The organism is Falsiroseomonas sp. (assembly GCF_051860665.1).
Lineage (GTDB): Bacteria > Pseudomonadota > Alphaproteobacteria > Acetobacterales > Acetobacteraceae > Falsiroseomonas.
On record NZ_JBHYDM010000011.1, the window covers coordinates 148,823 to 167,881 of the forward strand.

General features: G+C 71.6%; 19 protein-coding genes. 4 read left to right on the forward strand and 15 right to left on the reverse strand.

Translation table 11 applies throughout. The annotated features are described in order from the left end of the window. Window positions 1–69 precede the first annotated feature (69 nt). The 5 genes from ACTIF1_RS13665 to ACTIF1_RS13685 form a co-directional block, all read right to left on the reverse strand. Window positions 70–2,901, reverse strand: coding sequence for a phosphoenolpyruvate carboxylase (locus ACTIF1_RS13665; RefSeq protein WP_439596988.1), 2,832 nt, complete (start codon window positions 2,899–2,901; stop codon window positions 70–72). A 291-nt stretch (window positions 2,902–3,192) separates the two neighbouring features. Next, window positions 3,193–4,323 carry a DegT/DnrJ/EryC1/StrS family aminotransferase gene (locus tag ACTIF1_RS13670; RefSeq protein ID WP_439596989.1) on the reverse strand — a complete coding sequence of 377 codons (1,131 nt, stop codon included), beginning with the start codon at window positions 4,321–4,323 and terminating at the stop codon, window positions 3,193–3,195. Window positions 4,324–4,347: 24 nt separating this feature from the next. After that, a complete protein-coding gene (locus ACTIF1_RS13675; RefSeq protein ID WP_439596990.1) occupies window positions 4,348–5,334 on the reverse strand; it encodes an NAD-dependent epimerase/dehydratase family protein in 987 nt (328 codons plus the stop codon). A gap of 67 nt (window positions 5,335–5,401) precedes the next feature. Then, window positions 5,402–6,463, reverse strand: a complete 1,062-nt coding sequence (gene rfbB, locus ACTIF1_RS13680; RefSeq protein WP_439596991.1) for a dTDP-glucose 4,6-dehydratase — start codon at window positions 6,461–6,463, stop codon at window positions 5,402–5,404. Between the two features lie 118 nt (window positions 6,464–6,581). Continuing rightward, a complete protein-coding gene (locus ACTIF1_RS13685) occupies window positions 6,582–6,935 on the reverse strand; it encodes a RidA family protein (RefSeq protein ID WP_439596992.1) in 354 nt (117 codons plus the stop codon). A gap of 51 nt (window positions 6,936–6,986) precedes the next feature. Between ACTIF1_RS13685 and ACTIF1_RS13690 the strand changes: the two genes are divergently transcribed. After that, window positions 6,987–7,487, forward strand: coding sequence for a YqhA family protein (locus ACTIF1_RS13690; protein WP_439596993.1), 501 nt, complete (start codon window positions 6,987–6,989; stop codon window positions 7,485–7,487). A gap of 42 nt (window positions 7,488–7,529) precedes the next feature. Beyond that, window positions 7,530–7,739, forward strand: coding sequence for a hypothetical protein (locus tag ACTIF1_RS13695; RefSeq protein WP_439596994.1), 210 nt, complete (start codon window positions 7,530–7,532; stop codon window positions 7,737–7,739). Window positions 7,740–7,743: 4 nt separating this feature from the next. On the opposite strand, the gene ACTIF1_RS13700 is transcribed toward ACTIF1_RS13695, so the two are convergent. From ACTIF1_RS13700 to ACTIF1_RS13710, 3 genes are read right to left on the reverse strand one after another with little or no spacing between them, the layout of a single operon-like run. Then, complete coding sequence (locus ACTIF1_RS13700; protein WP_439596995.1) at window positions 7,744–8,607, reverse strand: metal ABC transporter permease; 864 nt, start codon at window positions 8,605–8,607, stop codon at window positions 7,744–7,746. Window positions 8,608–8,611: 4 nt separating this feature from the next. Then, the gene (locus ACTIF1_RS13705) at window positions 8,612–9,367 is read right to left on the reverse strand and encodes a metal ABC transporter ATP-binding protein (protein ID WP_439596996.1); all 756 of its coding nucleotides are present in this window, start codon (window positions 9,365–9,367) and stop codon (window positions 8,612–8,614) included. Next, window positions 9,364–9,498, reverse strand: coding sequence for a hypothetical protein (locus ACTIF1_RS13710; RefSeq protein ID WP_439596997.1), 135 nt, complete (start codon window positions 9,496–9,498; stop codon window positions 9,364–9,366). Before ACTIF1_RS13710 ends, ACTIF1_RS13705 begins: the two co-directional genes overlap by 4 nt. A gap of 82 nt (window positions 9,499–9,580) precedes the next feature. Between ACTIF1_RS13710 and ACTIF1_RS13715 the strand changes: the two genes are divergently transcribed. After that, a complete protein-coding gene (locus ACTIF1_RS13715) occupies window positions 9,581–10,903 on the forward strand; it encodes a DUF445 domain-containing protein (protein WP_439596998.1) in 1,323 nt (440 codons plus the stop codon). Between the two features lie 229 nt (window positions 10,904–11,132). Here the strand turns inward: ACTIF1_RS13715 and ACTIF1_RS13720 are convergent, their stop codons facing one another. Then, entirely contained in the window at window positions 11,133–11,603 is a 471-nt protein-coding gene (locus ACTIF1_RS13720) for a nucleoside deaminase (RefSeq protein WP_439596999.1), read from the reverse strand. Between the two features lie 55 nt (window positions 11,604–11,658). On the opposite strand from ACTIF1_RS13720, the gene ACTIF1_RS13725 reads away from it, so the two are divergent. Continuing rightward, on the forward strand, window positions 11,659–12,696 hold the full coding sequence (locus ACTIF1_RS13725) for an LLM class flavin-dependent oxidoreductase (RefSeq protein ID WP_439597000.1): 1,038 nt from the start codon (window positions 11,659–11,661) through the stop codon (window positions 12,694–12,696). Here ACTIF1_RS13725 and ACTIF1_RS13730 read toward each other — a convergent pair whose 3' ends face one another. The 6 genes from ACTIF1_RS13730 to ACTIF1_RS13755 all read right to left on the reverse strand — a co-directional run bounded on the left by ACTIF1_RS13730 (window position 12,697) and on the right by ACTIF1_RS13755 (window position 18,854). Beyond that, window positions 12,697–13,086, reverse strand: coding sequence for a hypothetical protein (locus ACTIF1_RS13730; protein ID WP_439597001.1), 390 nt, complete (start codon window positions 13,084–13,086; stop codon window positions 12,697–12,699). Beyond that, window positions 13,026–13,325, reverse strand: coding sequence for a hypothetical protein (locus tag ACTIF1_RS13735; protein WP_439597002.1), 300 nt, complete (start codon window positions 13,323–13,325; stop codon window positions 13,026–13,028). The genes ACTIF1_RS13730 and ACTIF1_RS13735 overlap by 61 nt, the downstream gene beginning before the upstream one ends. A gap of 65 nt (window positions 13,326–13,390) precedes the next feature. Further along, window positions 13,391–15,193 carry a single-stranded-DNA-specific exonuclease RecJ gene (gene recJ / locus ACTIF1_RS13740; protein ID WP_439597003.1) on the reverse strand — a complete coding sequence of 601 codons (1,803 nt, stop codon included), beginning with the start codon at window positions 15,191–15,193 and terminating at the stop codon, window positions 13,391–13,393. Beyond that, window positions 15,190–16,206: a class II fructose-bisphosphatase gene (glpX, locus tag ACTIF1_RS13745; RefSeq protein ID WP_439597004.1), complete on the reverse strand. Its 1,017-nt coding sequence runs from the start codon at window positions 16,204–16,206 to the stop codon at window positions 15,190–15,192. The genes recJ and glpX overlap by 4 nt, the downstream gene beginning before the upstream one ends. A 127-nt stretch (window positions 16,207–16,333) precedes the next feature. Then, entirely contained in the window at window positions 16,334–17,626 is a 1,293-nt protein-coding gene (locus ACTIF1_RS13750) for a homoserine dehydrogenase (RefSeq protein ID WP_439597005.1), read from the reverse strand. A 16-nt stretch (window positions 17,627–17,642) separates the two neighbouring features. Continuing rightward, window positions 17,643–18,854, reverse strand: coding sequence for an LL-diaminopimelate aminotransferase (locus ACTIF1_RS13755; RefSeq protein ID WP_439597006.1), 1,212 nt, complete (start codon window positions 18,852–18,854; stop codon window positions 17,643–17,645). Between the last annotated feature and the right edge of the window lie 205 nt (window positions 18,855–19,059).

A 19,059-nucleotide genomic window follows, 5' to 3' on the forward strand; every position in this document is an offset into this window, starting at 1 on the left:
GATATATTTGTTACTTCAAAGCGCGGTATTCTTTCGTACTGCTCGAATTCATTGCCCTCCTTGTCTGCCTCAGCCGAAGGCGCCCACTTCATGCGCGATCGCCGCCGAACATTCCCGCACCTGGGCAAAGAGCGCCGCCATCGGCGTGAACAACGCCGCATGTTCCGCGGCATAGGAAGCCCCGCCGCGGCCCGGCGCCTTCTCATGGAAATCGAGGCTGCTGGCCGGGTCGGGCCGTGCGGGAAACACCTCCGCCAAAAGGGACAGCGCGCGTTCCACATCCAGCTGCAGGATGCCGCGGATCAGCGCCTCCCGCGTCGCGCCATGGCGCGGGCTGAATTCGGGAATCTGCACCGCCAGCAGCCAGATGCGATGGATCAGCGCGAGGCGCAGCGCATGCAGCAGCACCAGCCGGTCCGGCATGCGCGGCAGCTCCGGCCAGGCGGCACGCAACGCCAGGTGGTCCGCCTGCAGGCGGCGAAACATCCGCCGCACGTCGGATGACAGGCCCAGCCGCTCCAGCGCCGCGGCCACATGCATCAGCTCCTCCCGCCGCCCCGGCCGCCTTGTGGCGCCGGCGCGGTCGAGCCAGGGGCCGGGGTCCAGCGTATCCACCCCCGCCCGCAGCACGCCGAGATCCGAACAGGCCGCCGCCCGCGCCGCCATGGCGACCGCCCGCGCGAAACGCGGGCTGCGCGCCAGCATATCGGCAAAGCTGTCGGGATTGGCGGCGACCGCCGCGCCCATGCCGTGCAGCGTATTCGCCAGCCACCCCATCTGGTGCAGGATCGCGTTGTTCGGAATGGCGCGAAGCTGGGAGGGATGCGTGATCCGCGCCGGCCCACCCATGTCGGATTGCCGCGCCGCGGGGCGCGACCCGGTGCGGTCCAGCAGCCCCGGCCCGAAGGCGCCGAGCAGCGCCGCATAGCCGGGATCCTCCACCAGGATCTGCATCTCCCGCCGGATCGTCGCGAAGAAATCCGCGCCGTAGTCGCTCTCGGCGTAGATCGGATCGGGCTCTGCCGCCGGTGGCGCGAAGGCATGTTCCGCGATCCGCGCAATCGTCGCCGTCGCCAGGGCCGGCGTGCCGAACAGCAGATAGCCGTCACCCCCCTGGAAGCTGCTCTCCTCCCGCAGCTTCAGCCCCGCCCGGGCCAGCGCCGCCCGCGCCTGGGGCGGCGAAAGGTAGTCCAGCCGATCCGCTAGGCTGTCCGGATGCCCGCCGCGGCCGATGCTCTCGCCATGGGTGTCGAACAGGACCAGCTCGATCTCGAAGAGGCCATGCCGGCGCAGCTGGTCCGCCAGCCGCAGCTTCAGCCGTTCCGCGAGATAGCTCGCCGGCAGCTGCCCGACATAGCGGCCGGAATCCGAATAGCCGAATTGCAGGCACAGCCGGCCATGGGCCCGCAGATAGTCGCGGAAGAAGGGGCTGCGCAGCGCCTCCTCCACCACCTTGTCGCCCCGCTCCAGCGCCTCCGCCGTCTCGAACAGCGGGGAGATCTCGACATGCCGCTCGATGCCCAGGCGCCTGGCCAGCCAGAGCGCGCCGAGCAGCGTATAGCCGCTTTCCGTCTCCGCGATCAGGAAGCGCACGGGCTGGGACGCATCCACATGCTTGGTGATCTGCGCCACCGTCATCATCAGGCGCACGGCGGAGGCCTGCTCCGCGATCAGCGCGCCGAAATCCACCGGCTGCGCCTCCACCTCGCCCAGCGCCGCATTCACCTGCGCCAACAGGCCGCGCCGGCTGGCCATGTCGTCCGGGCTGGCCGTCAGCCCCAGCCGCTGGCGCAGCGCATTGTGGATCTGGCTGGCATTCAGCCGCGTATGGGTATGCGCCAGCGCCAGCCCATGCGCGACCAGCCCCGCCCGCGCCACCACCAAGGCCAGCCGCGTCGCCTCATCCGGCGCGGCCGCCAGCGCCGCCGGGAAGAGGCCGACCAGCGGACCGGGATCGGTCAGCGCCGCCTCCCGCTCCCCGATCAGCACGGCGGCAAACCGCTGCACCGCCTCCGGCACCGGGGTCTGCGGCAGCGCCGCCAATTGCCGCGAAACCGCCGCCTCCGCCATCGCCACGCGCGCGGAAAGACCCTCCGCGCAAGCCCCCAGCGGCGCCAATTGCGCCGCCAGGCGCTGCAGCTGCAACCGCTTCATCGTCAGGCGCAAGCCGATGGTGTCCCACCAGCCGATATCGGTCCGCCCATCCGTGTCATAGCCGACCCAGGAGGCCAGCAGCACCGGCGCCGGCACCAGCGCCTGCCACCGATCCCCCCAGACCCCCCGCGCCGCCCGCAACAGCGCCCCATTCAGCGCATCCAGCGCATCCCGCCCGCGCTGGATCGCCGCCACCGCCTGCACGAATTCCTCGGTCAGCGTCGGCGCCGCCGGCCGGTGCGACAGGCCCGCCGGCATCGCCCCGCCACCCGCCGCCGCCGCCACCGCCGCGCCCGTATTGGGCGGCAAGGAGAAGGTCGGATGCGCGGTGAACACCGCCGCGAAACGCGGCCGTTCCACCACCTCCCGATAGGCCGCGAAGGGCACCGGGCTGTCCTCCGGATCCGGCCGCACCAGCCGCGCCGCCAGCACATCCAGCGTCGCCGCCCCCCGCTCCAGCCCGACATACCCCGCCAGACGCCGCGCCCGCTCCGCCGCCGCCTGGTCCGACAGCCGCGCAATCAAGGCGCCCACCGCGGCCCCATCCAGCCGCCCATCATCCAACCGCCGACTGATCGCCAGCGCAATCAGCAAGACCGGATCCCCGAAAGGATCCGTCGCCGCCGCCTGCCGCGCCTCCCGCAACCGGGCCAGCAAATCACCAATGGCCTCACCCACCGCATCCACGGCCGGTGACACACCATCCAGACGAGGCTCGGCGACAAGCGCCCCAGGGCTCTGCTCCATGCCCCGATGCTGCACCTGCGAAGGCCCCGGACGCCAGCACGTTTTGCGAGTGATGCGCAGATTGGGAGGGCGGGCCTGCGAGAGGGCTTTGCCCCCTCGCGCTCCCCCACGAAGGGGCAGTGGCCCCTTCGAACCCAGGGATGAGGGGTAGGTGGAGGGAGGGGCTGGAGGGCGCTCCGGACGGGCGGTCCCGTCTTGCCCCTCCCTCCACCTACCCCTTAACGGGTTTCCAAAGGGACCACTGTCCCTTTGGCGGGGGTGCAGGGGGCAGCGCCCCCTGCAAGCGCACCCTCACAACCCGCGCAACACCCCGCAGACGTGGTCGATCTGTGCCTCGGTCAGTTCCGGGAACATGGGCAGGCTCATGACTTCGCTGGCGGCGCGGGCGGTTTCGGCGCAGCCGGCGGGGCCCAGGGGGGTGCGGCCGCGGTAGGCGGGCTGGAGGTGAACGGGGGCCGGGTAGTGGATGGCGGTGGCGACGCCTTCGGCGCGGAGGCGGGCCATGAGGGCGGTGCGGTTCGGCACGCGGAGGACGTATTGGTGGAAGACGTGGCCGGCGTTGGGGCGCCGGGCGGGCGGGGTATAGGGGGTGTTAGCCAGGGCTTCGTCGTAGCGCGCGGCGATTTCGGCGCGGCGGGCGTTGCCGGCGTCGAGGTGCGGCAGGCGGGTGCGCAGGATGGCGGCCTGGATTTCGTCGAGCCGGCTGTTCACGCCGATGCTGTCGCTGATGTAGCGCTCCTTCCATCCGTATTGGCGGATGGCGCCGATGCGATCGGCGAGGGCTTCGTCGTTGGTGGAGAGGATGCCGCCGTCGCCGAGGGCGCCGAGGTTCTTGGTGGGGTAGAGGGAGAAGCAGGCGGCGTCGCCCATGGTGCCGACCTTGCGGCCGGAGAGCGTCGCGCCGTGCGCCTGGGAGCAGTCCTCGATCACCATCACGCCGTGTTCGCGGCAGGCGGCGAGCATGGGGTCGAGGTCGCAGGCCTGGCCGTAGAGGTGGACGGGGATGATGGCGCGGATCGGCGGCAGGCCGGGCGGCGGGTCGTTCAGGACGGCGACCAGTTCGTCGGCGTCCATGGTGAAGGTGTCCGGGTCGATGTCGACGAGGAGGGGCGTGGCGCCCGTCATCTCGATGGCGGCGACGGTGGCGACCGCGGTGTGGGAGACGGTGACCACGGTGCAGCCGGCCCCGATGCCCATGCCGCGCAGCGTCAGCATCAGCGCGTCGGTGCCATTGGCGCAGCCGACGGCGCGGGCGGCGCCCTGCCAGGCGGCGAATTCCTTCTCGAAGGCGGCGCCTTCGGCGCCGAGGATGTACCAGCCGGAGCCGAGGGCGCGGAGGGCCGCGGCGTCGATCTCGGCCTTATGGGCGCGGTAGCCGGCGCCGGGGTCGGCCTGCGGCACGGTGAGGAGCGGGGCGTTCATGGTGGCGTTCCCTGCAATGGGAGATCAGGCGGTGTAGTCGGCCAGGCGCGGCCGGTACCATTCGAGCGAGCGGCGCAGCCCTTCATCCACGTCGATGCGCGGCCACCAGCCGGTGGCGGCGCGGAAGGCGCGGTCGTCGGCGGCGTAGCTGCCGATGTCGATCTGCGCCCGATCGGCCGGGAAGGTTTTCGTGACGAAGCTGCCCTGGCCGCCATTGGCCGCGATCAGGCGCTCGGCCAGCTCGTGCAGCGAAAGTGGCGGCGGGCCGCCGATGTTGAAGACCTTGCCGTTCACCTCGGGCCTGGTGGCCTGCAGGCCGGCGCGCAGGAAGGCGTCGGTGACGTCGTCGAGATAGGTCAGGTCGCGCAACTGCTCGCCGCCCCAGACCTCGAAGGGCTCGCCTTCCAGCACGCGGCGGATCCAGATCCCCAGGAAGGTCTGCTTTGCGTCCTTGATGCGGAGCCGCGGGCCGTAGCAGTTGGTCAGGCGGAGGGAGACCACGGGGCGGCCGTGGACGCGGTTCTCCAGCAGCCAGTACTGCTCGCCGGCCCATTTGGAGACGCCATTGGCATCCGGCGGGTTCACCGTGTGCTTCTCATCCACCGGCAGGTATTGCGGGCGGCCGTAGAACTGGCGGGTGGAGGCATGCACCACGGTGGCCTTGGGCGCCGCCTCCCGCATCACGCCGATCAGGCGCACCTGGGCCACGGCGTTGATCGCGATGTCGGAGACCGGGTCGCGCTGGCCGCCCATGTGGCTCGTCTGGGCGGCCATGTTGAACAGCACGTCGATGCCGTTGCAGAGGCTGTGCAGCTCCGCGTCGCGGATGTCGCCGCGCACCAGCATGACGTTGCTGCCCTCGAGGTTCAGCGGATTGGCGCCGCCCTCGGGCTCCATGGCGTCGAGAGCGACGACGCGGGCGCCTTCGGCCGCCAGGGCATGGCAGAGCCCGCTGCCGAGAAACCCTGCTCCGCCCGTCACCAAAACGCGCTTGCCGCGCCAGCCGTCCATGTTTGCCAGTCCCTTCAAGTCGCCTGTGAAGCCCTCTCCCCCGCTTATGGGGGAGAGGGCTCAATCCCTAACCAGCCTGGCCCAGCCGCTGCCCGGCATAGCGGGCGGCGCGGATCGGCCGCCACCAGGCCTCATGATCGAGATACCAGCGCAGCGTCTGCTCCAGCCCGGTCTCGAAATCGTATTTCGCGGTCCAGCCCAGCACCTTCTCCGCCCCCGAAGGATCCATCGCATAGCGGAAATCGTGGCCCGGGCGGTCCTTCACGAAGGTGATCAGCCGCTCCCGCGGCCCCACCGGATCCGGGCGCAGCCGGTCCAGCACGGCGCAGATGGTCTTCACCACCGCCAGGTTGCTGCGTTCCTGCCGTGGCCCGATGCAATAGGTGCCGCCGGGCTGGCCGGCGCCCAGCGCCGCCAGGCAGAGCGCCTCCGCATGGTCCTCCACATGGATCCAGTCGCGGATATTGGCGCCGTCGCCATAGACCGGCAGCGGCCGCCCCTCCAGCGCGTTCAGCGAGACCAGCGGGATCAGCTTTTCCGGAAACTGCCAGGGGCCGTAGTTGTTCGTCGTATTGGAGACGAAGGCCGGAAACCCATAGGTGTGATGCCAGGCGCGCACCAGGTGGTCCGAGGCCGCCTTGGATGCGCTGTAGGGGCTGCGCGGATCATAGGGCGTGTGCTCGTCGAAAGGCTTGGCATCCAGCGTCTCCAGGCTGCCGAAGACCTCGTCGGTGCTGATGTGGTGGAAGCGGAAGGCGGATTTGCGCGGGGCGTCCAGCCCGGCCCAATAGGCCCGCGCCGCCTCCAGCAGCACCTGGGTGCCCACCACATTGGTGCGGATGAACTCGGCCGGGCCGTCGATGCTGCGATCGACATGGCTCTCGGCCGCCAGGTGCATCACCACCTGCGGCTGCCACTGCGCCAGGGTGGCGGCCATCGCCTCGGCGTCGCATATGTCATGCTTAAGATGCACATGGCGCGCATGGCCGCGGACGGCGCCCAGCGCCTCGTGGCTCGCCGCATAGGTCTCCTTGTCGACATTCACCACCACATGGTCGGTGGTGGCGATCAGGCGGCGGACGACGGCGGAGCCGATGAAGCCCAGGCCGCCGGTCAGCAGGATATTCATGGATACTCCTCGGTCGGCCCATCTAAGCCTGCGGATTGCGGCGGCGCCGCGGCCACGCCCGGGCGGCGCCATGGCCGCATGCAAATTGCCCGTCCTGGCGCCGCCGGTCGAGGGGGCCTCACGCGGGCGCGAGCGCGACCCCGGTGATCTCAACCTTCCAGCGCGGATCGACCAGCGCCGCCTCGATGGTCATGCGGGCCGGCTTGGCGCTGGCATCGAGCCAGGCATCCCAGGCGCGGTTCATCGCCGGCGCGTCGCGGATATCCGCCAGCACGATGGTCACGCTGACCAGCGCGCGCTTGTCGGTGCCGGCCTCGGCCAGCAGCGCGTCGATCTGCGCCAGGATGTCCCTGGTCTGGCCTTCCGCATCCAGGCTCGGGTCATCGGCCACCTGGCCGGCCAGCCAGACCAGGCCGCCCCCCACCACGGCGCCCGACAGGCGCTGCTCCTCCGCGATGCGGCGTATCGTCATGCTTCCCTCCGGCCCCGTAACGGGGCAAATCAGCATCAGCCGGAGGGTGCCATGCAGGCCTTGATCGACAAAGCCGTCCTCGCCAGCCGTCATCTGCTGGCGGTCTTCCTGCTCGGCCTGGCCGTGGCGCTGGCGATCTATGCGCTGGGCTTCCTGGCCAAGCTGTGGAAATTCGCCGGCAATGCGCTGAACGGCGCCGACAATCGCCAGCTGCTGGACCTGCTGCACCTGCTGGATTCGGCGCTGGTTGCCTCGCTGGTCGTCACCGTCATCATCTCCTCCTACGACAGCCTGGTCTCCCGGCTGGACAAGCATGAGGATGCGGAGGGGGTGAGCTGGGTGGCCAACGTCGATCCCGGCAATCTCAAGATCAAGCTGGCCTCCGCACTCATCGCCATCTCCTCCATCCACCTGCTGCAGATCTTCATGGAGGTCGCGAGCTACGACGACCGGACGGTGATGTGGGGCCTGGCGATCCACGGCATGTTCGTGGCCGGCGCGGTGGCGCTGGGGGTGCTGGACCGGCTCGCGGGGAAGAAGACGAAGGCTTAATCCTCACATCGCATCCTGAGCCCGGATCTCAGGAGAAGCGACGTGTCCGAAAATCCCCATTCCGCCCCCCAGCCGCTGGATGAGGCCGATCTGGCCGCCGTGACCGGCGGCTATGGCTGGCTGCATGACCCGGTGCAGGACGTGCGCGACCGCTACGGCTACGGACCCTCGCCCTCCGTCGCGGAGCTGATGCAGGACTATCTCCGGCAGCAGCGGGAGGACCTGCTGCGCGATGCGCCGGGCGGGGACTGACGTCTCACCCCGCCAGATGCGGCCGCCGCACCCAGCGCGCCCATAGCCCGTCCACCGGCCCGGCGATGACGGAGACGGCCCACAGCCCGCCCGCCATCAGCACGATGGCGGGGCCGGAGGGCAGGTCCAAGTGGTAGCTGGCCAGCAGGCCGCAGACGGCGGAGAGCACCGCCAGCCCCACCGCCGCATAGGCCAGGCCCGACAATTCCCGCGCCCAGTGGCGGGAGGCGACGGCGGGCAGCATCATCAGCCCCACCGCCATCAGCGTGCCCATGGCCTGGAAGGCGGCCAGCACGTTCAGCACCACCAGCACCAGGAACAGCGCGTGCCACAGCCCGCCGCGCACCCCCTCGGCCTGGGCGAAGCCCGGGTCGAAGCATTCCAGCGCCAGCGGCCGCCAGGCGAGCGCCAGCAGCGGCAGGGTCAGCGTCGCGACGCCCGCCATCAGCAGCAGCGCCGGGTCGTCCACCCCCAGCACCTGGCCGAAAAGAAGATGCGTCAGGTCCGAGGTATCCCCGCGCAGCGAGACCAGCGTGACGCCGAGCGCCAGGGCGATCAGGTACAGCGCCGTCAGCGCCGCATCCTCCCGCCCCCCCGTGGCGCGGGACAGCGCCCCGGCGCCCACCGCCACCAGCAGCCCCGCCACCAGCCCGCCCAGGGACATGGCCGGCACCGAAAGCCCCGCGATCAGGAAGCCGGCCGCGATGCCGGGCGTCACGCCATGCGCCAGCACCTCCGCCGTCAGCGAGGTCCGCCGCAGCATCAGGAACACGCCGAGCAGCGGCGCCGCCACGGCCAGCGCCAGGCAGCCCACCAGCGCGCGGCGCATGAAGCCGAATTCCAGGAAGGGGCCGAAGAGCCAATCCACGGCGTTAGGCCGCGCAGGCCGGCGCGGTCTCGTCCCAGGCCTCGGCCATCATCCGGGCGCGCAGGCGGTTGCGGGCGGTCAGCACCTCCGCCGTCGGGCCGCAGGCGATGGCCTCGCGGGCCAGCAGCAGGCAGTCGGGGAATTCGCGCTCGACCAGGTCGAGGTCGTGCAGCACGGCCAGCACGGTGCGGCCCTCGCCATGCCAGCGGCGCAGAACGGCCAGAAGGTCCGCGGCGGTGCGGGCATCGACGGCGTTGAAGGGCTCGTCCAGCAGGATCAGATCGGCATCCTGCACCAGCAGCCGGGCGAAGAGCAGCCGCTGGAACTGGCCGGCGGACATGGCGCCGACCGGGCGCCGGCCGAAGCCGCCCAGGCCCACCGCCTCCAGCGCATGCTGCGCCCGGTCCCGATCCGCCGCGCTGGTGCCACGAAAGGCACCCAGGCGCGACCACAGCCCCTGCAGCACCACATCCAGGCAGAGGATCGGAAAGGCCCGGTCCATGCCGGATTGCTGCGGCAGCAGCGCCACGCGCGGCCGGTTGCCGGTCAGCGTCACCCACCCCTCATCCACCTTGTGCAACCCGGCGATGGCCCGCAGCAGCGTGGTCTTGCCCGCGCCATTCGGCCCGACGATCGCCGCCAGCGCCCCCGCGCCGAAGCGCGCGGAGACGTGATGCACCGCCGGATGCCGCTGATGCGTGGCGGTGAGGTTTGCGATCTCCACCGCCGGCCCGCGCCGGGCCGCCTGCGGCCCGCTCATGCCGCCAAGGCCCAAATCACCGCCGCCCAAAGCCCCGCCAGCACCGCGAGCGCCAGCAGCATTCGCGCCCCGGCCCCCGAGGAGAGGGCGAGCGGATCGGCGGCGAGGAAGCTGGGCAGGCGCTGGCGCATGGTTACCTTATAACGTCGCGCCCCCTATAGCCTTCAAGCCACGCCTGGGAAAAGGGTTTCGGGTGGACTACCTGCGCAGGCGATGCAGGACAGACCCCAGCCTTTCGCCAACCCCACCCCCGCCCCCCTTCCTCCCCCCGCCGAGGACCCGGAGGCCGCGCTGCGCCGTGGCCTCAAGCGCCACCGCGCCGCCGCCACCGGCCTGCTGGCCGGCATGGGCGGGCTGCTCCTCGGCAGCTATGCGATGCCCCCCAGCTATGCCACGGACCTGCTGCAGGCTGCCGCCAAGGCCGGCGTGGTCGGCGGCATCGCGGACTGGTTCGCGGTCACCGCGCTGTTCCGCCACCCGCTGGGCCTGCCCATCCCGCATACCGCGATCATCCCGCGGCAGAAGGAAAGGCTCGGCGCCGGGCTCGGCCGCTTCGTGGCGAACCATGTCTTCACGGAAGCCGAAGTCGCCCGGGTTCTCTCCAAGGTGGATCTGGCGCGGGTGCTGGGGGACTTCTTCTCCGACCCCGCCGCGGTGCAGCCGGCCGCCAATGCGCTGTCCAAGGCCCTGCCGCGCATCCTGGCCAGCCTGGAGGATGGCCGGGCGCGGCGCCTGCTGGGCCGGCTGCTGCCGCGCATCGCAGGCGGCCCCGGCGCCGCCCGCGTGCTGGCCCGGGCGCTGACCGCGCTGATCGAGGGCGGGCGGCACCAGGAGGTCTTCGACCTGGCCATCGGCCAGCTCAAGGCCGTGCTGGTGGCGAAGGAGGATCAGCTGCAGACCGCCATCGCCGCCAGGGTGCGGGCGGAGGGCGGCGCGCTGGTGGGCTGGATCGCCGGCGCCGGCATCGCGCGGCGCGTGCTCTCCGCCCTGAATGCGGAGCTGGACCGCGTGCAGCCCGGCGATTCCGACCTGCGCGCCGCCTTCGAGGCCTGGATCCGCGCCGAGATCACCCGGCTGGAGACCGACCCGGAGCGCGCCGCCGCGGTCGGCCGCGCGCTGCGGGAGGCGCTGGCCCATCCGGCCGTCGCCGCCTGGCTCGGCGATATCTGGACCCGCCTGCGCCTGGCGCTGGAGGACGATGCACGCAACCCGAACGGCCGCACCGTGCAGGCGCTGCAGGGCGCGCTGGCCAATCTCGGCACCATGCTGGCCGAGGATGCGGCGGCGCGGGAGCGGCTGAACAAGGCCGCCGAGCGCGCCCTGATCGCCCTGCTGCCGCGCGCCCGCAGCCAGCTTTCGGATTTCATCGCCGGCGTGGTGCGGAATTGGGACACGGCGACGGTGACGGAGAAGATCGAGCTGCGGGTCGGGCGCGACCTGCAATATGTGCGGATGAACGGGACGCTGGTGGGCTTCCTGGTCGGCGGGGGGCTCTATGCGCTGCTGACGGCGATCTTCGGGCGGGTGGCGGGGTAAGCCACCCGGCGGGACGCACCTCATGAAAACGTGTTCAGTTTAAGTTTTTGGTACGTCTTGCGGCCCAGGCTGGGCTTCCAACCAGTCCAGGGAATGCCCCCATGTCCGCCAGCCGCCCCGCCTCCGCCCCGATCCTCAGCCGCGACCCGCTGCTGGCCCTGCTGGATGCCATGTACCTCGCGGCGCGGCAGGCGCTTTCGTCGCCGCCCCGCTGAAGCGCGCGCAGCGGTCAATAGGGGGTGCGGTCGGGCTTCTCCGTCCAGGCCGCGAAGACTTCCAGCGCCTCCGCCCCCAGAAGCCGCTGCATGGGCAGGCTTCGCGCCTCGATCGGCTTCGCCACTTCGCGATAGAGGAATTCATCGTCGAAGCCGATCGCCGCCGCCTGCTGCCGGTCATTCGCATAGACCACCCGGTCGCAGCGCGCCCAGTAGAGCGCGGCCAGGCACATCGGGCAGGGCTCGCAGCTGGTGAAGACCGTCGCACCGCGCAGCTCGAAGCGGCCAAGGGCGGCGCAGGCGCGGCGCAGCGCGACGATCTCGGCATGCGCCGTGGGGTCGTTGGTGGAGGTGACCTGGTTCCACCCCTCCGCCACCACCCGGCCGTCCAGCACCACCACGGCGCCGAAGGGGCCGCCCGCGCCTTCCGCCATGCCGCGGCGCGACAGGGCGATGGCCTGGCGCATGAAGTCCTCGTCCGTCATCGGCCACCTCGACGCGGCGGGCCCCAGGCCCCACCTTGCGGGTGGAGGGTCCCCGATGCCGCTTGCGCTGTCCATTCTCGATCAATCGACCATCGCCTCCGGCCGCGGCGCCGATGCGGCGATCCGGGAGACGCTGGCGCTGGCCCGGCTGGCGGACCAATGGGGCTATCGCCGCTACTGGCTGGCGGAGCATCACAACAGCGCCTCCCACGCCGGGACGGCGCCGGAGATCCTGGTGGCCGCCATCGCGGCCACCACGCAGCGCATCCGCATCGGCACCGCCGGCATCATGCTGCCGCATTATTCGGCGCTGAAGGTGGCCGAGCAGTTCCGGGTGCTGGAGGCGATCGCGCCCGGCCGCATCGACCTCGGCGTCGGCCGCGCCCCGGGCTCCGATGGCCGCACCGCCTATGCGCTGAACCCGGATGCGGCGGCCGCGGCGGACCGCTTCCCGCAGCAGGTGCAGGACCTGATGGGCTGGCTGGGCGACGGGCTGCCCGAGAGTCACCCCTTCCGCATGGTCACCGCCAACCCGGCCATCCCGACCCGGCCCGAGGTGTGGATCCTCGGCAGTTCGGATTTCGGCGCCCAGCTCGCCGCCTATTTCGGCCTGTCCTATTGCTTTGCCCACTTCATCACCGATGGGCGCGGCAGCGAGGAGGCAATGGGCCTCTACCGCGAGGGCTTCCGGCCGCATCCCGGGGTCCCCGGGCGCCTCGACAGACCGCAGGGGGTGGTGGCCGTCTATGCCCTGACCGCCTCGACCGAGGCCGAGGCCTTCCGGCACTTCCAGTCCCGCGCCCTTTGGCGCCTGTCCCGCGACCGCGGCATCTACCCGCCTTTGCCCAGCGCCGAGGAGGCCGAGGCCTACGACTACGCGCCGGAGGAGCTTGCCAAGATCGAGCGGATGCGCGCCCGCGCCCTGGTCGGCGCGCCGGAACAGGTGGCCGCGCGGCTGGCGGCGCTGGCTGCGGCGCATGGTGTGGAGGAGGTGGCGGTGCTGACCCCCTGCCACGATCCCCAGGCCCGGCAGGACAGTTTTCGGCTGCTGGCGGAGGCGGTGGCCTCCGTCAGCCTTCCCGCGGCCGCCTGATCAGCCGCGCGAGAAATCCTGCGACCGGCTGCGGTGCCGGCGCCGTGCCCGGTGCCGGCTGGCGGCCTCGGCCAGGGCGGGCAGTCCCAGCAGGGGCGCGGTCAGCACTGCCAGCAGCCCGAACCCCGCGCCCCAGCGCGCGCCGCCCAGCACCAAGGCGAGGCCGGAGGCGGTCCAGGTGACGGCATTCACCGCCAGGCCGATGCCGAAAAGCCAGCGCATGCGGCGCAGCCGGGCCGCGGCCTCGGCCGGGTCACCCTCGGTCCAGGCGGCGCCGCTGCGGGAAACCTCGTAGAGCCTTCCCGGATCGATCCGGAAGGGCGGCTGGCTCAGCGCCGCATGACGACGAAGACGGGCCGCCCCTGCTGCCGCGCGCGGCGCAGGCGCCACCAGAGGGAGCCCGCGCCGATCAGCCCGGCCACGATCAGCACCGGCAGGATCAGCCCGACGAAGAGCACGGCCAGCGAGGCCAGCACCAGCCCGCCGGCGACCAGCGCGACCAGCAGGGCCACGCCCCCGACGCGGGCGAGGATGCGGTCCAGCATGCCCGGACGCGGCGGGGTCGGCGGCTGCGTGAACTGCCCGTCAGGCGTCATGTCGATGACAGGCGGGGGGCGATGCGGTTCCATGATCCGTCATGTTGCCCGCCGGGCCGCCGGCTTCAAGGGCGGGGCCTGTTACGGCCTGTGACGGTTCAGGGGATGGCCGCAGCATCCACCACATGGAAGCTGGCCGTCACGCTGTCATTCCAGCTTTCCGCCCGCAGATGCCCGGCCAGGTGCAGCGTGCCGCCGCCCAGCAGCGCGCTGGCCAGCGGCCCCTCCTTGGCGCGGAAGCAGATGGCCTTCAGCCGGCCGCTGCCGCCCTCCCCCTCCAGGAAGGCGCGGATCGTGCCGCCCTCCTTCCCCACGCGATCGGCGCGCACCACCCGGGCACGCGACAGCACGAAGATCGGCTCCTCATTCCCCGCGCCGAAGGGGGCGAGGCGGGCGATCTGGCTGGCCACCTCCACCGTGGCGCCGGAGACGGCGAGCGACCCCTCCACCGGCAGGTCCGCCGCCCCCGGCAGATCCGCCGCATGGGCCAGCCGCTCATCGAGGAAGGCATGAAACTCCCCCTCCCGCGCCGCCAGGAAGGAAAAGCCGGCCGCCATGGCATGGCCACCGCCGGTCTGCAGCAGCCCGGCCTGGCGCGCGGCGATGATGGCCGCGCCAAGGTCCACCCCGGAGACGGACCGGCCGGAGCCCTTGGCCAGCCCATCGGACAGGCCGGCGACGCAGGCCGGGCGGTTGTATTTCTCCTTCATCCGGCCGGCGACGATGCCCACCACGCCGGGATGCCAGCCCTCCCCCACCACCAGCAGCACGGGATGGCCGTGCTGCGCCTGGCGTTCGGCCTCGGCCATGGCGGCGGCCAGCACATCGGCCTCCACCTCCTGCCGCCGCTTGTTCACCGCATCCAGGCGCTCCGCCATGGCGCGGGCCTCCAGCGGGTCATCCTCCAGCAGCAGGCGCAGGCCGAGGTCGCTTTCGTCGATGCGGCCGGAGGCATTGATGCGCGGGCCGAGCAGGAAGCCCAGCGTATGGGCGGTGGGCATGTCCTTGGCCAGCGCCACCTCCAGCAGCGCGGCGATGCCCGCCCGGCCGCGGCGGGCCATCACCTTCAACCCCTGCGCGACCAGCGCGCGGTTCAGCCCGGTCAGCGGCATCACGTCGCAGACGGTGGCCAGCGCCACCAGGTCCAGCAGTTCGAGCAGCTTCGGTTCCGGCCGCGCGGCAAAGGCGCCGCGCCGGCGCAGCTCCCGCACCGTGGCGACCGCGGCCAGGAAGGCGACGCCGGCGGCACAGAGCATGCCGAGGCCGCTGGTGCAGTCCAGCCGGTTCGGGTTCACCGCCGCCCGCACCCGCGGCACCGGGCCTTCCGCCTTGTGGTGGTCCAGGATCACCACATCGGCGCGGCCCCGCGCCGCCTCCAGCGCCACCTCCGCCGCGATGCCGCAATCCACCGTGACGATCAGCGTCGCGCCGCGGTCGCAGAGGCTGGCGATGGCCCTGGCATTCGGCCCATAGCCCTCCGCGATCCGGTCCGGCACGTAGTGCACCACCCGCGCGCCGAGCTCGCGCAGGAAGCGGACGGTGAGCGCGCCGGAGCAGGCGCCATCCACGTCATAGTCGCCGAAGACCACCACCTGTTCGCCGGCCTGCGCCGCATCGGCCAGGCGCGCCGCCGCCGCATCCATGTCCCGCAGGGTGGAGGGGTCGGGCATCAGGGCGCGCAGAGTCGGCTCCAGGAAGTCGGCCGCCGCTTCCACCCCCACATTGCGGGACGCCAGCAGCCGTCCCACCAGCTCCGGCAGGCCCAGGCGCTGGGCGATGCCGAGGCCGGTGCGGGCATCGCCCTGCCGCCAGATCCAGCGCCGCCCGAGCGCGCTGCGCGCCACGCCCAGCGCCACCTCCGCGCCCGGCGCACCCAGAAGCGTGGCGGCCGCGTCGTTCAACCGGCGAAGGCCGCGGGCTTCAGCGCGAAGTTGTGGTGGCCCTCCACATAGCGGACGGTGCCGGACTTCGAGCGCATGACGATCGAATGGGTGATCGCCCCCTTCCCGAAGTCGCGCACGCCGCGCAGCATCGGGCCGGTGGTGACGCCGGTGGCGGCGAACATCACGTCGCCGCGCGCCATATCCTCCATGGAATAGACGCGGTTGGCATCGGTGATGCCCATCTCCTTGGCGCGCAGGATCTGGTCCTCGCTCTCGAAGATCAGGCGCCCCTGCATCTGGCCGCCGATGCAGCGCAGCGCGGCGGCCGCCAGCACGCCTTCCGGCGCCCCGCCGCTGCCGAGGTAGATGTCCACGCCCGTGTCGAGCTGCGACACCGCCACCACGCCGGAGACGTCGCCATCCGGGATCATCATGATGCGGGCGCCGGCGGCGCGGCAGCGCTTGACGATCTCCTTGTGCCGGTCGCGGTCCAGCAGGCAGACGACCAGGTCGTTGATGCTGCGGCCCTTGGCCTTGGCCAGGTTCGCCAGGTTCTCCTCCACCGAGGCATCCAGGTGGACCACGCCGGCAGGCAGGCCGGGGCCGACCGCGATCTTGTCCATGTAGACGTCCGGCGCGTGCAGGAAGCCGCCCTTCTGGGCCAGCGCCACGCAGGCCATGGCGTTGGGCCCGCCCTTCGCCGTGATGGTGGTGCCTTCCAGCGGATCGACCGCGATATCGACCTCGGGCCCGCCACCGGCCTTGGCATAGAGGCCGACCTTCTCGCCGATATAGAGCATCGGCGCCTCGTCCATCTCGCCCTCGCCGATCACCACGGTGCCGGAGATGGCGACGGTGTCGAAGGCGCGGCGCATGGCTTCCACGGCGGCGCCATCGGCGGCGTTCTTGTCGCCGCGGCCCATCCAGCGGCTGGCGGCCAGGCCCGCGGCCTCCGTCACCCGGACCAGTTCAAGGGCCAGGTTGCGGTCGACATGCACCTGGCGTTCCAGATGCGCATTGGTCTCGGACACGGTGGATTCCTCCAGCTCGGGGCCTGGGCGGCGTGCCCTGGGCTCTGCGGGTCTTGTTGCCCGGAACCCCGGGCGGCGAAAAGAGGCTTGCGCGTGCCGTCTCGGTGACCTGGGGCGGGTCGGGGCGCTACAGCGCCTCGATCCGGATCAGCGCCGGCGTCTCCAGCACCGCCTCCATGGCCTCGATCCGGGCGATGGCGGCGCGCATCTGGCCTTCCTCGCAGTCATGCGTGGTGACCACCACCGGTACCGCCTCCCCCGGCGCGCGGCCGCGCTGCAGCATGGATTCCAGGCTGATCTGGTGGTCGCGCAGCGCCGCGGTGACGTCGGCGATGACGCCGGGGCGGTCCACCACCATCAGCCGCAGGTAATAGGCGCCGATGCGCTTTGCCATGGGCAGGTTGGGCAGATGGGAAAGGTCGCGCGTCGCAACCCCCCAGACCGGCGTGGTGCGGCCGCGCGCCAGGTCGATCAGGTCGGCGCAGATGGCGCTCGCCGTGGGGCCGGCGCCGGCACCACGGCCTTCCAGCACGACGCGGCCGACGAAGTCACCCTCCGCCACCACCGCATTGAAGACGCCATCCACGCGGGCGATGGGATGCGCCACCGGCACCATGCAGGGATGCATCCGCGTCTCGATCCCCGCTTCCGTGCGCCGCGCGATGCCGAGCAGCTTGATGCGGTAGCCCAGCTCCTCCGCCAGCTTGATGTCCAGCGCCGAGATGCTGCGGATGCCCTCGACATGCACCGCGTCGAAATCCACCGGCCTGCCGAAGGCGAGTGCCGCCAGGATCGCCAGCTTGTGCGCGGCATCGATGCCGTCCACGTCGAAGGCCGGGTCGGCCTCGGCATAGCCCAGCTTCTGCGCCTCGCTGAGCGCCTGCGCGAATTCGATGCCGCGCTCGCGCATCTGGGTCAGGATGTAGTTGCAGGTGCCGTTCAGGATGCCCAGCACGCGGGTGATGTCGTTGGCCGCCAGCCCCTCCCGCAGCGCCTTGATGGCGGGGATGCCGCCGGCCACCGCGGCCTCATAGGCCAGCGCCACGCCCTTCGACTCGGCGAGCTCCGCCAGCTCCGCGCCGTGCACGGCCAGCAGCGCCTTGTTGGCGGTGACCACCGGCTTGCCGGCGCGCAGCGCGGCCCGCACCAGATCGGCGGCCTGGCCCTCCGTGCCGCCGATCGCCTCCACCACCACATCGACGCCCGGATCATGGGCGAGTGCCACCGGGTCGTCGTACCAGCGCAGCCCGGCCAGCGAGACGCCGCGGTCCCGCGTGCGGTCGCGGGCCGAGACGGCGGTGACGGCGATCGGCCGCCCGGCGCGGGCGGAAATGGTGGCGGCATTGTCGCGCAGCAGGGTCAGCACCCCGGCGCCCACGGTGCCGAGGCCGGCGACCGCGACGGAAAGCGGCTTGGTCATGCTCTCAATATCCAGTTCAGGCCGCGTCGGTCTGCTCGACCGGGCCCGCATTGTCGGCCGCGAGGAAGGTCTTTATGCCGCGCATCGCCTGGCGGATGCGCTGGCTGTTCTCGACGAGGGCGATGCGCACATGGCCATCGCCATGCTCGCCGAAGCCGATGCCCGGCGCGACCGCGACCTTCGCCTTGGCCAGCAGCAGCTTCGAGAAATCGACGCTGCCCAGATGCTTGAAGCGGTCCGGGATCGGCGCCCAGAGGAACATGGAGGCCTCCGGCACCGGAACCTCCCAGCCGGCCGAGGCCAGGCCCTTCACCATCACGTCGCGGCGTTCCCGGTACAGGTCGCGCATCTCGGCCACGCAGTCCTGCGGCCCGTTCAGCGCGGCGGCGGCGGCGATCTGGATCGGCGCGAAGGCGCCGTAGTCGAGATAGGACTTCACCCGGGTCAGCGCCGAGACCAGCCGCGGATTGCCCGCCGCGAAGCCCATGCGCCAGCCGGGCATGTTGTAGGTCTTGGACATGGAGGTGAACTCCACCGCCACGTCCTTCGCCCCCGGCACTTCGAGGATCGAGGGCGGCACCGCGCTGCCGAAATAGATCTCGGCATAGGCGAGATCCGAGAGGATGAAGATCTCATGCTTGCGCGCGAAATCGACGATCTTCTTGTAGAAATACAGGTCCGCCAGCATCGCCGTCGGGTTCGACGGGAAGTTCACGATCAGCGCGGTGGGCTTGGGCACGGAATGCCGCACGGCGCGGTCCAGCGCCTCCAGCATCGCATCGTCCGGCGTGCAGGGGATGGAGCGCACGGAGGCACCGGCCAGCACGAAGCCGAACTGGTGGATGGGGTAGGAGGGGTTCGGCACCAGGATGGTGTCGCCCGGCGAGGTGATGGCGGCGGCGAGGTTGGCCAGCCCCTCCTTCGACCCCAGCGTCGCCACCACCTCCGTCTCCGGGTCCAGCTTCACGTTGAAGCGGCGCTCGTAATAGCCGGCCAAGGCCTTGCGGAGGCCGGGGATGCCCTTGGAGGCGCTGTAGCGATGGGTGCGCGGATCGGCCACCGCCTCCACCAGCTTGGCCACGATATGCGGCGGCGTCGGGCTGTCCGGGTTGCCCATGCCGAGGTCCACGATGTCCTCGGCGGCTGCGCGGGCCTTGGCCTTGGCCGAGTTCACCTCGGCGAAGACATAGGGCGGCAGGCGCCGGATGCGGTGGAACTCCTCGGTCATTTTCGTCAGGTCCGTGGGGTGGAGGAAAGACAGGATAGCGGAAGGGCTCAGTCCCGGCGAGGCGCCAGGAGGTCGGAGCCGGGCGGCGGCGGCGGGGCCAGCAGGTCGCCGGAAGGGGCCGGCGGCGGGCCGCCGAGCGGCGCCGGCGCCGGCTGGGCCGCAGTCGGCGGCGCGGGGGCGGCCGTGACCGGCGGCGCGGCGATGG

Bases quoted from the DNA above. Each gene is read 5' to 3' on its own strand.
- ACTIF1_RS13720 (WP_439596999.1), bottom strand. From the start codon at position 11,603: ATGACGGACGAGGACTTCATGCGCCAGGCCATCGCCCTGTCGCGCCGC.
- ACTIF1_RS13690 (WP_439596993.1), top strand. From the start codon at position 6,987: ATGCAGGCCTTGATCGACAAAGCCGTCCTCGCCAGCCGTCATCTGCTG.
- ACTIF1_RS13750 (WP_439597005.1), bottom strand. From the start codon at position 17,626: ATGACCAAGCCGCTTTCCGTCGCGGTCGCCGGCCTCGGCACCGTGGGC.
- ACTIF1_RS13675 (WP_439596990.1), bottom strand. From the start codon at position 5,334: ATGGACGGCTGGCGCGGCAAGCGCGTTTTGGTGACGGGCGGAGCAGGG.
- ACTIF1_RS13735 (WP_439597002.1), bottom strand. From the start codon at position 13,325: ATGGAACCGCATCGCCCCCCGCCTGTCATCGACATGACGCCTGACGGG.
- ACTIF1_RS13665 (WP_439596988.1), bottom strand. From the start codon at position 2,901: ATGGAGCAGAGCCCTGGGGCGCTTGTCGCCGAGCCTCGTCTGGATGGT.
- ACTIF1_RS13710 (WP_439596997.1), bottom strand. From the start codon at position 9,498: ATGCGCCAGCGCCTGCCCAGCTTCCTCGCCGCCGATCCGCTCGCCCTC.
- ACTIF1_RS13705 (WP_439596996.1), bottom strand. From the start codon at position 9,367: ATGAGCGGGCCGCAGGCGGCCCGGCGCGGGCCGGCGGTGGAGATCGCA.
- ACTIF1_RS13725 (WP_439597000.1), top strand. From the start codon at position 11,659: ATGCCGCTTGCGCTGTCCATTCTCGATCAATCGACCATCGCCTCCGGC.
- ACTIF1_RS13670 (WP_439596989.1), bottom strand. From the start codon at position 4,323: ATGAACGCCCCGCTCCTCACCGTGCCGCAGGCCGACCCCGGCGCCGGC.
- ACTIF1_RS13755 (WP_439597006.1), bottom strand. From the start codon at position 18,854: ATGACCGAGGAGTTCCACCGCATCCGGCGCCTGCCGCCCTATGTCTTC.
- ACTIF1_RS13685 (WP_439596992.1), bottom strand. From the start codon at position 6,935: ATGACGATACGCCGCATCGCGGAGGAGCAGCGCCTGTCGGGCGCCGTG.
- rfbB (WP_439596991.1), bottom strand. From the start codon at position 6,463: ATGAATATCCTGCTGACCGGCGGCCTGGGCTTCATCGGCTCCGCCGTC.
- ACTIF1_RS13715 (WP_439596998.1), top strand. From the start codon at position 9,581: ATGCAGGACAGACCCCAGCCTTTCGCCAACCCCACCCCCGCCCCCCTT.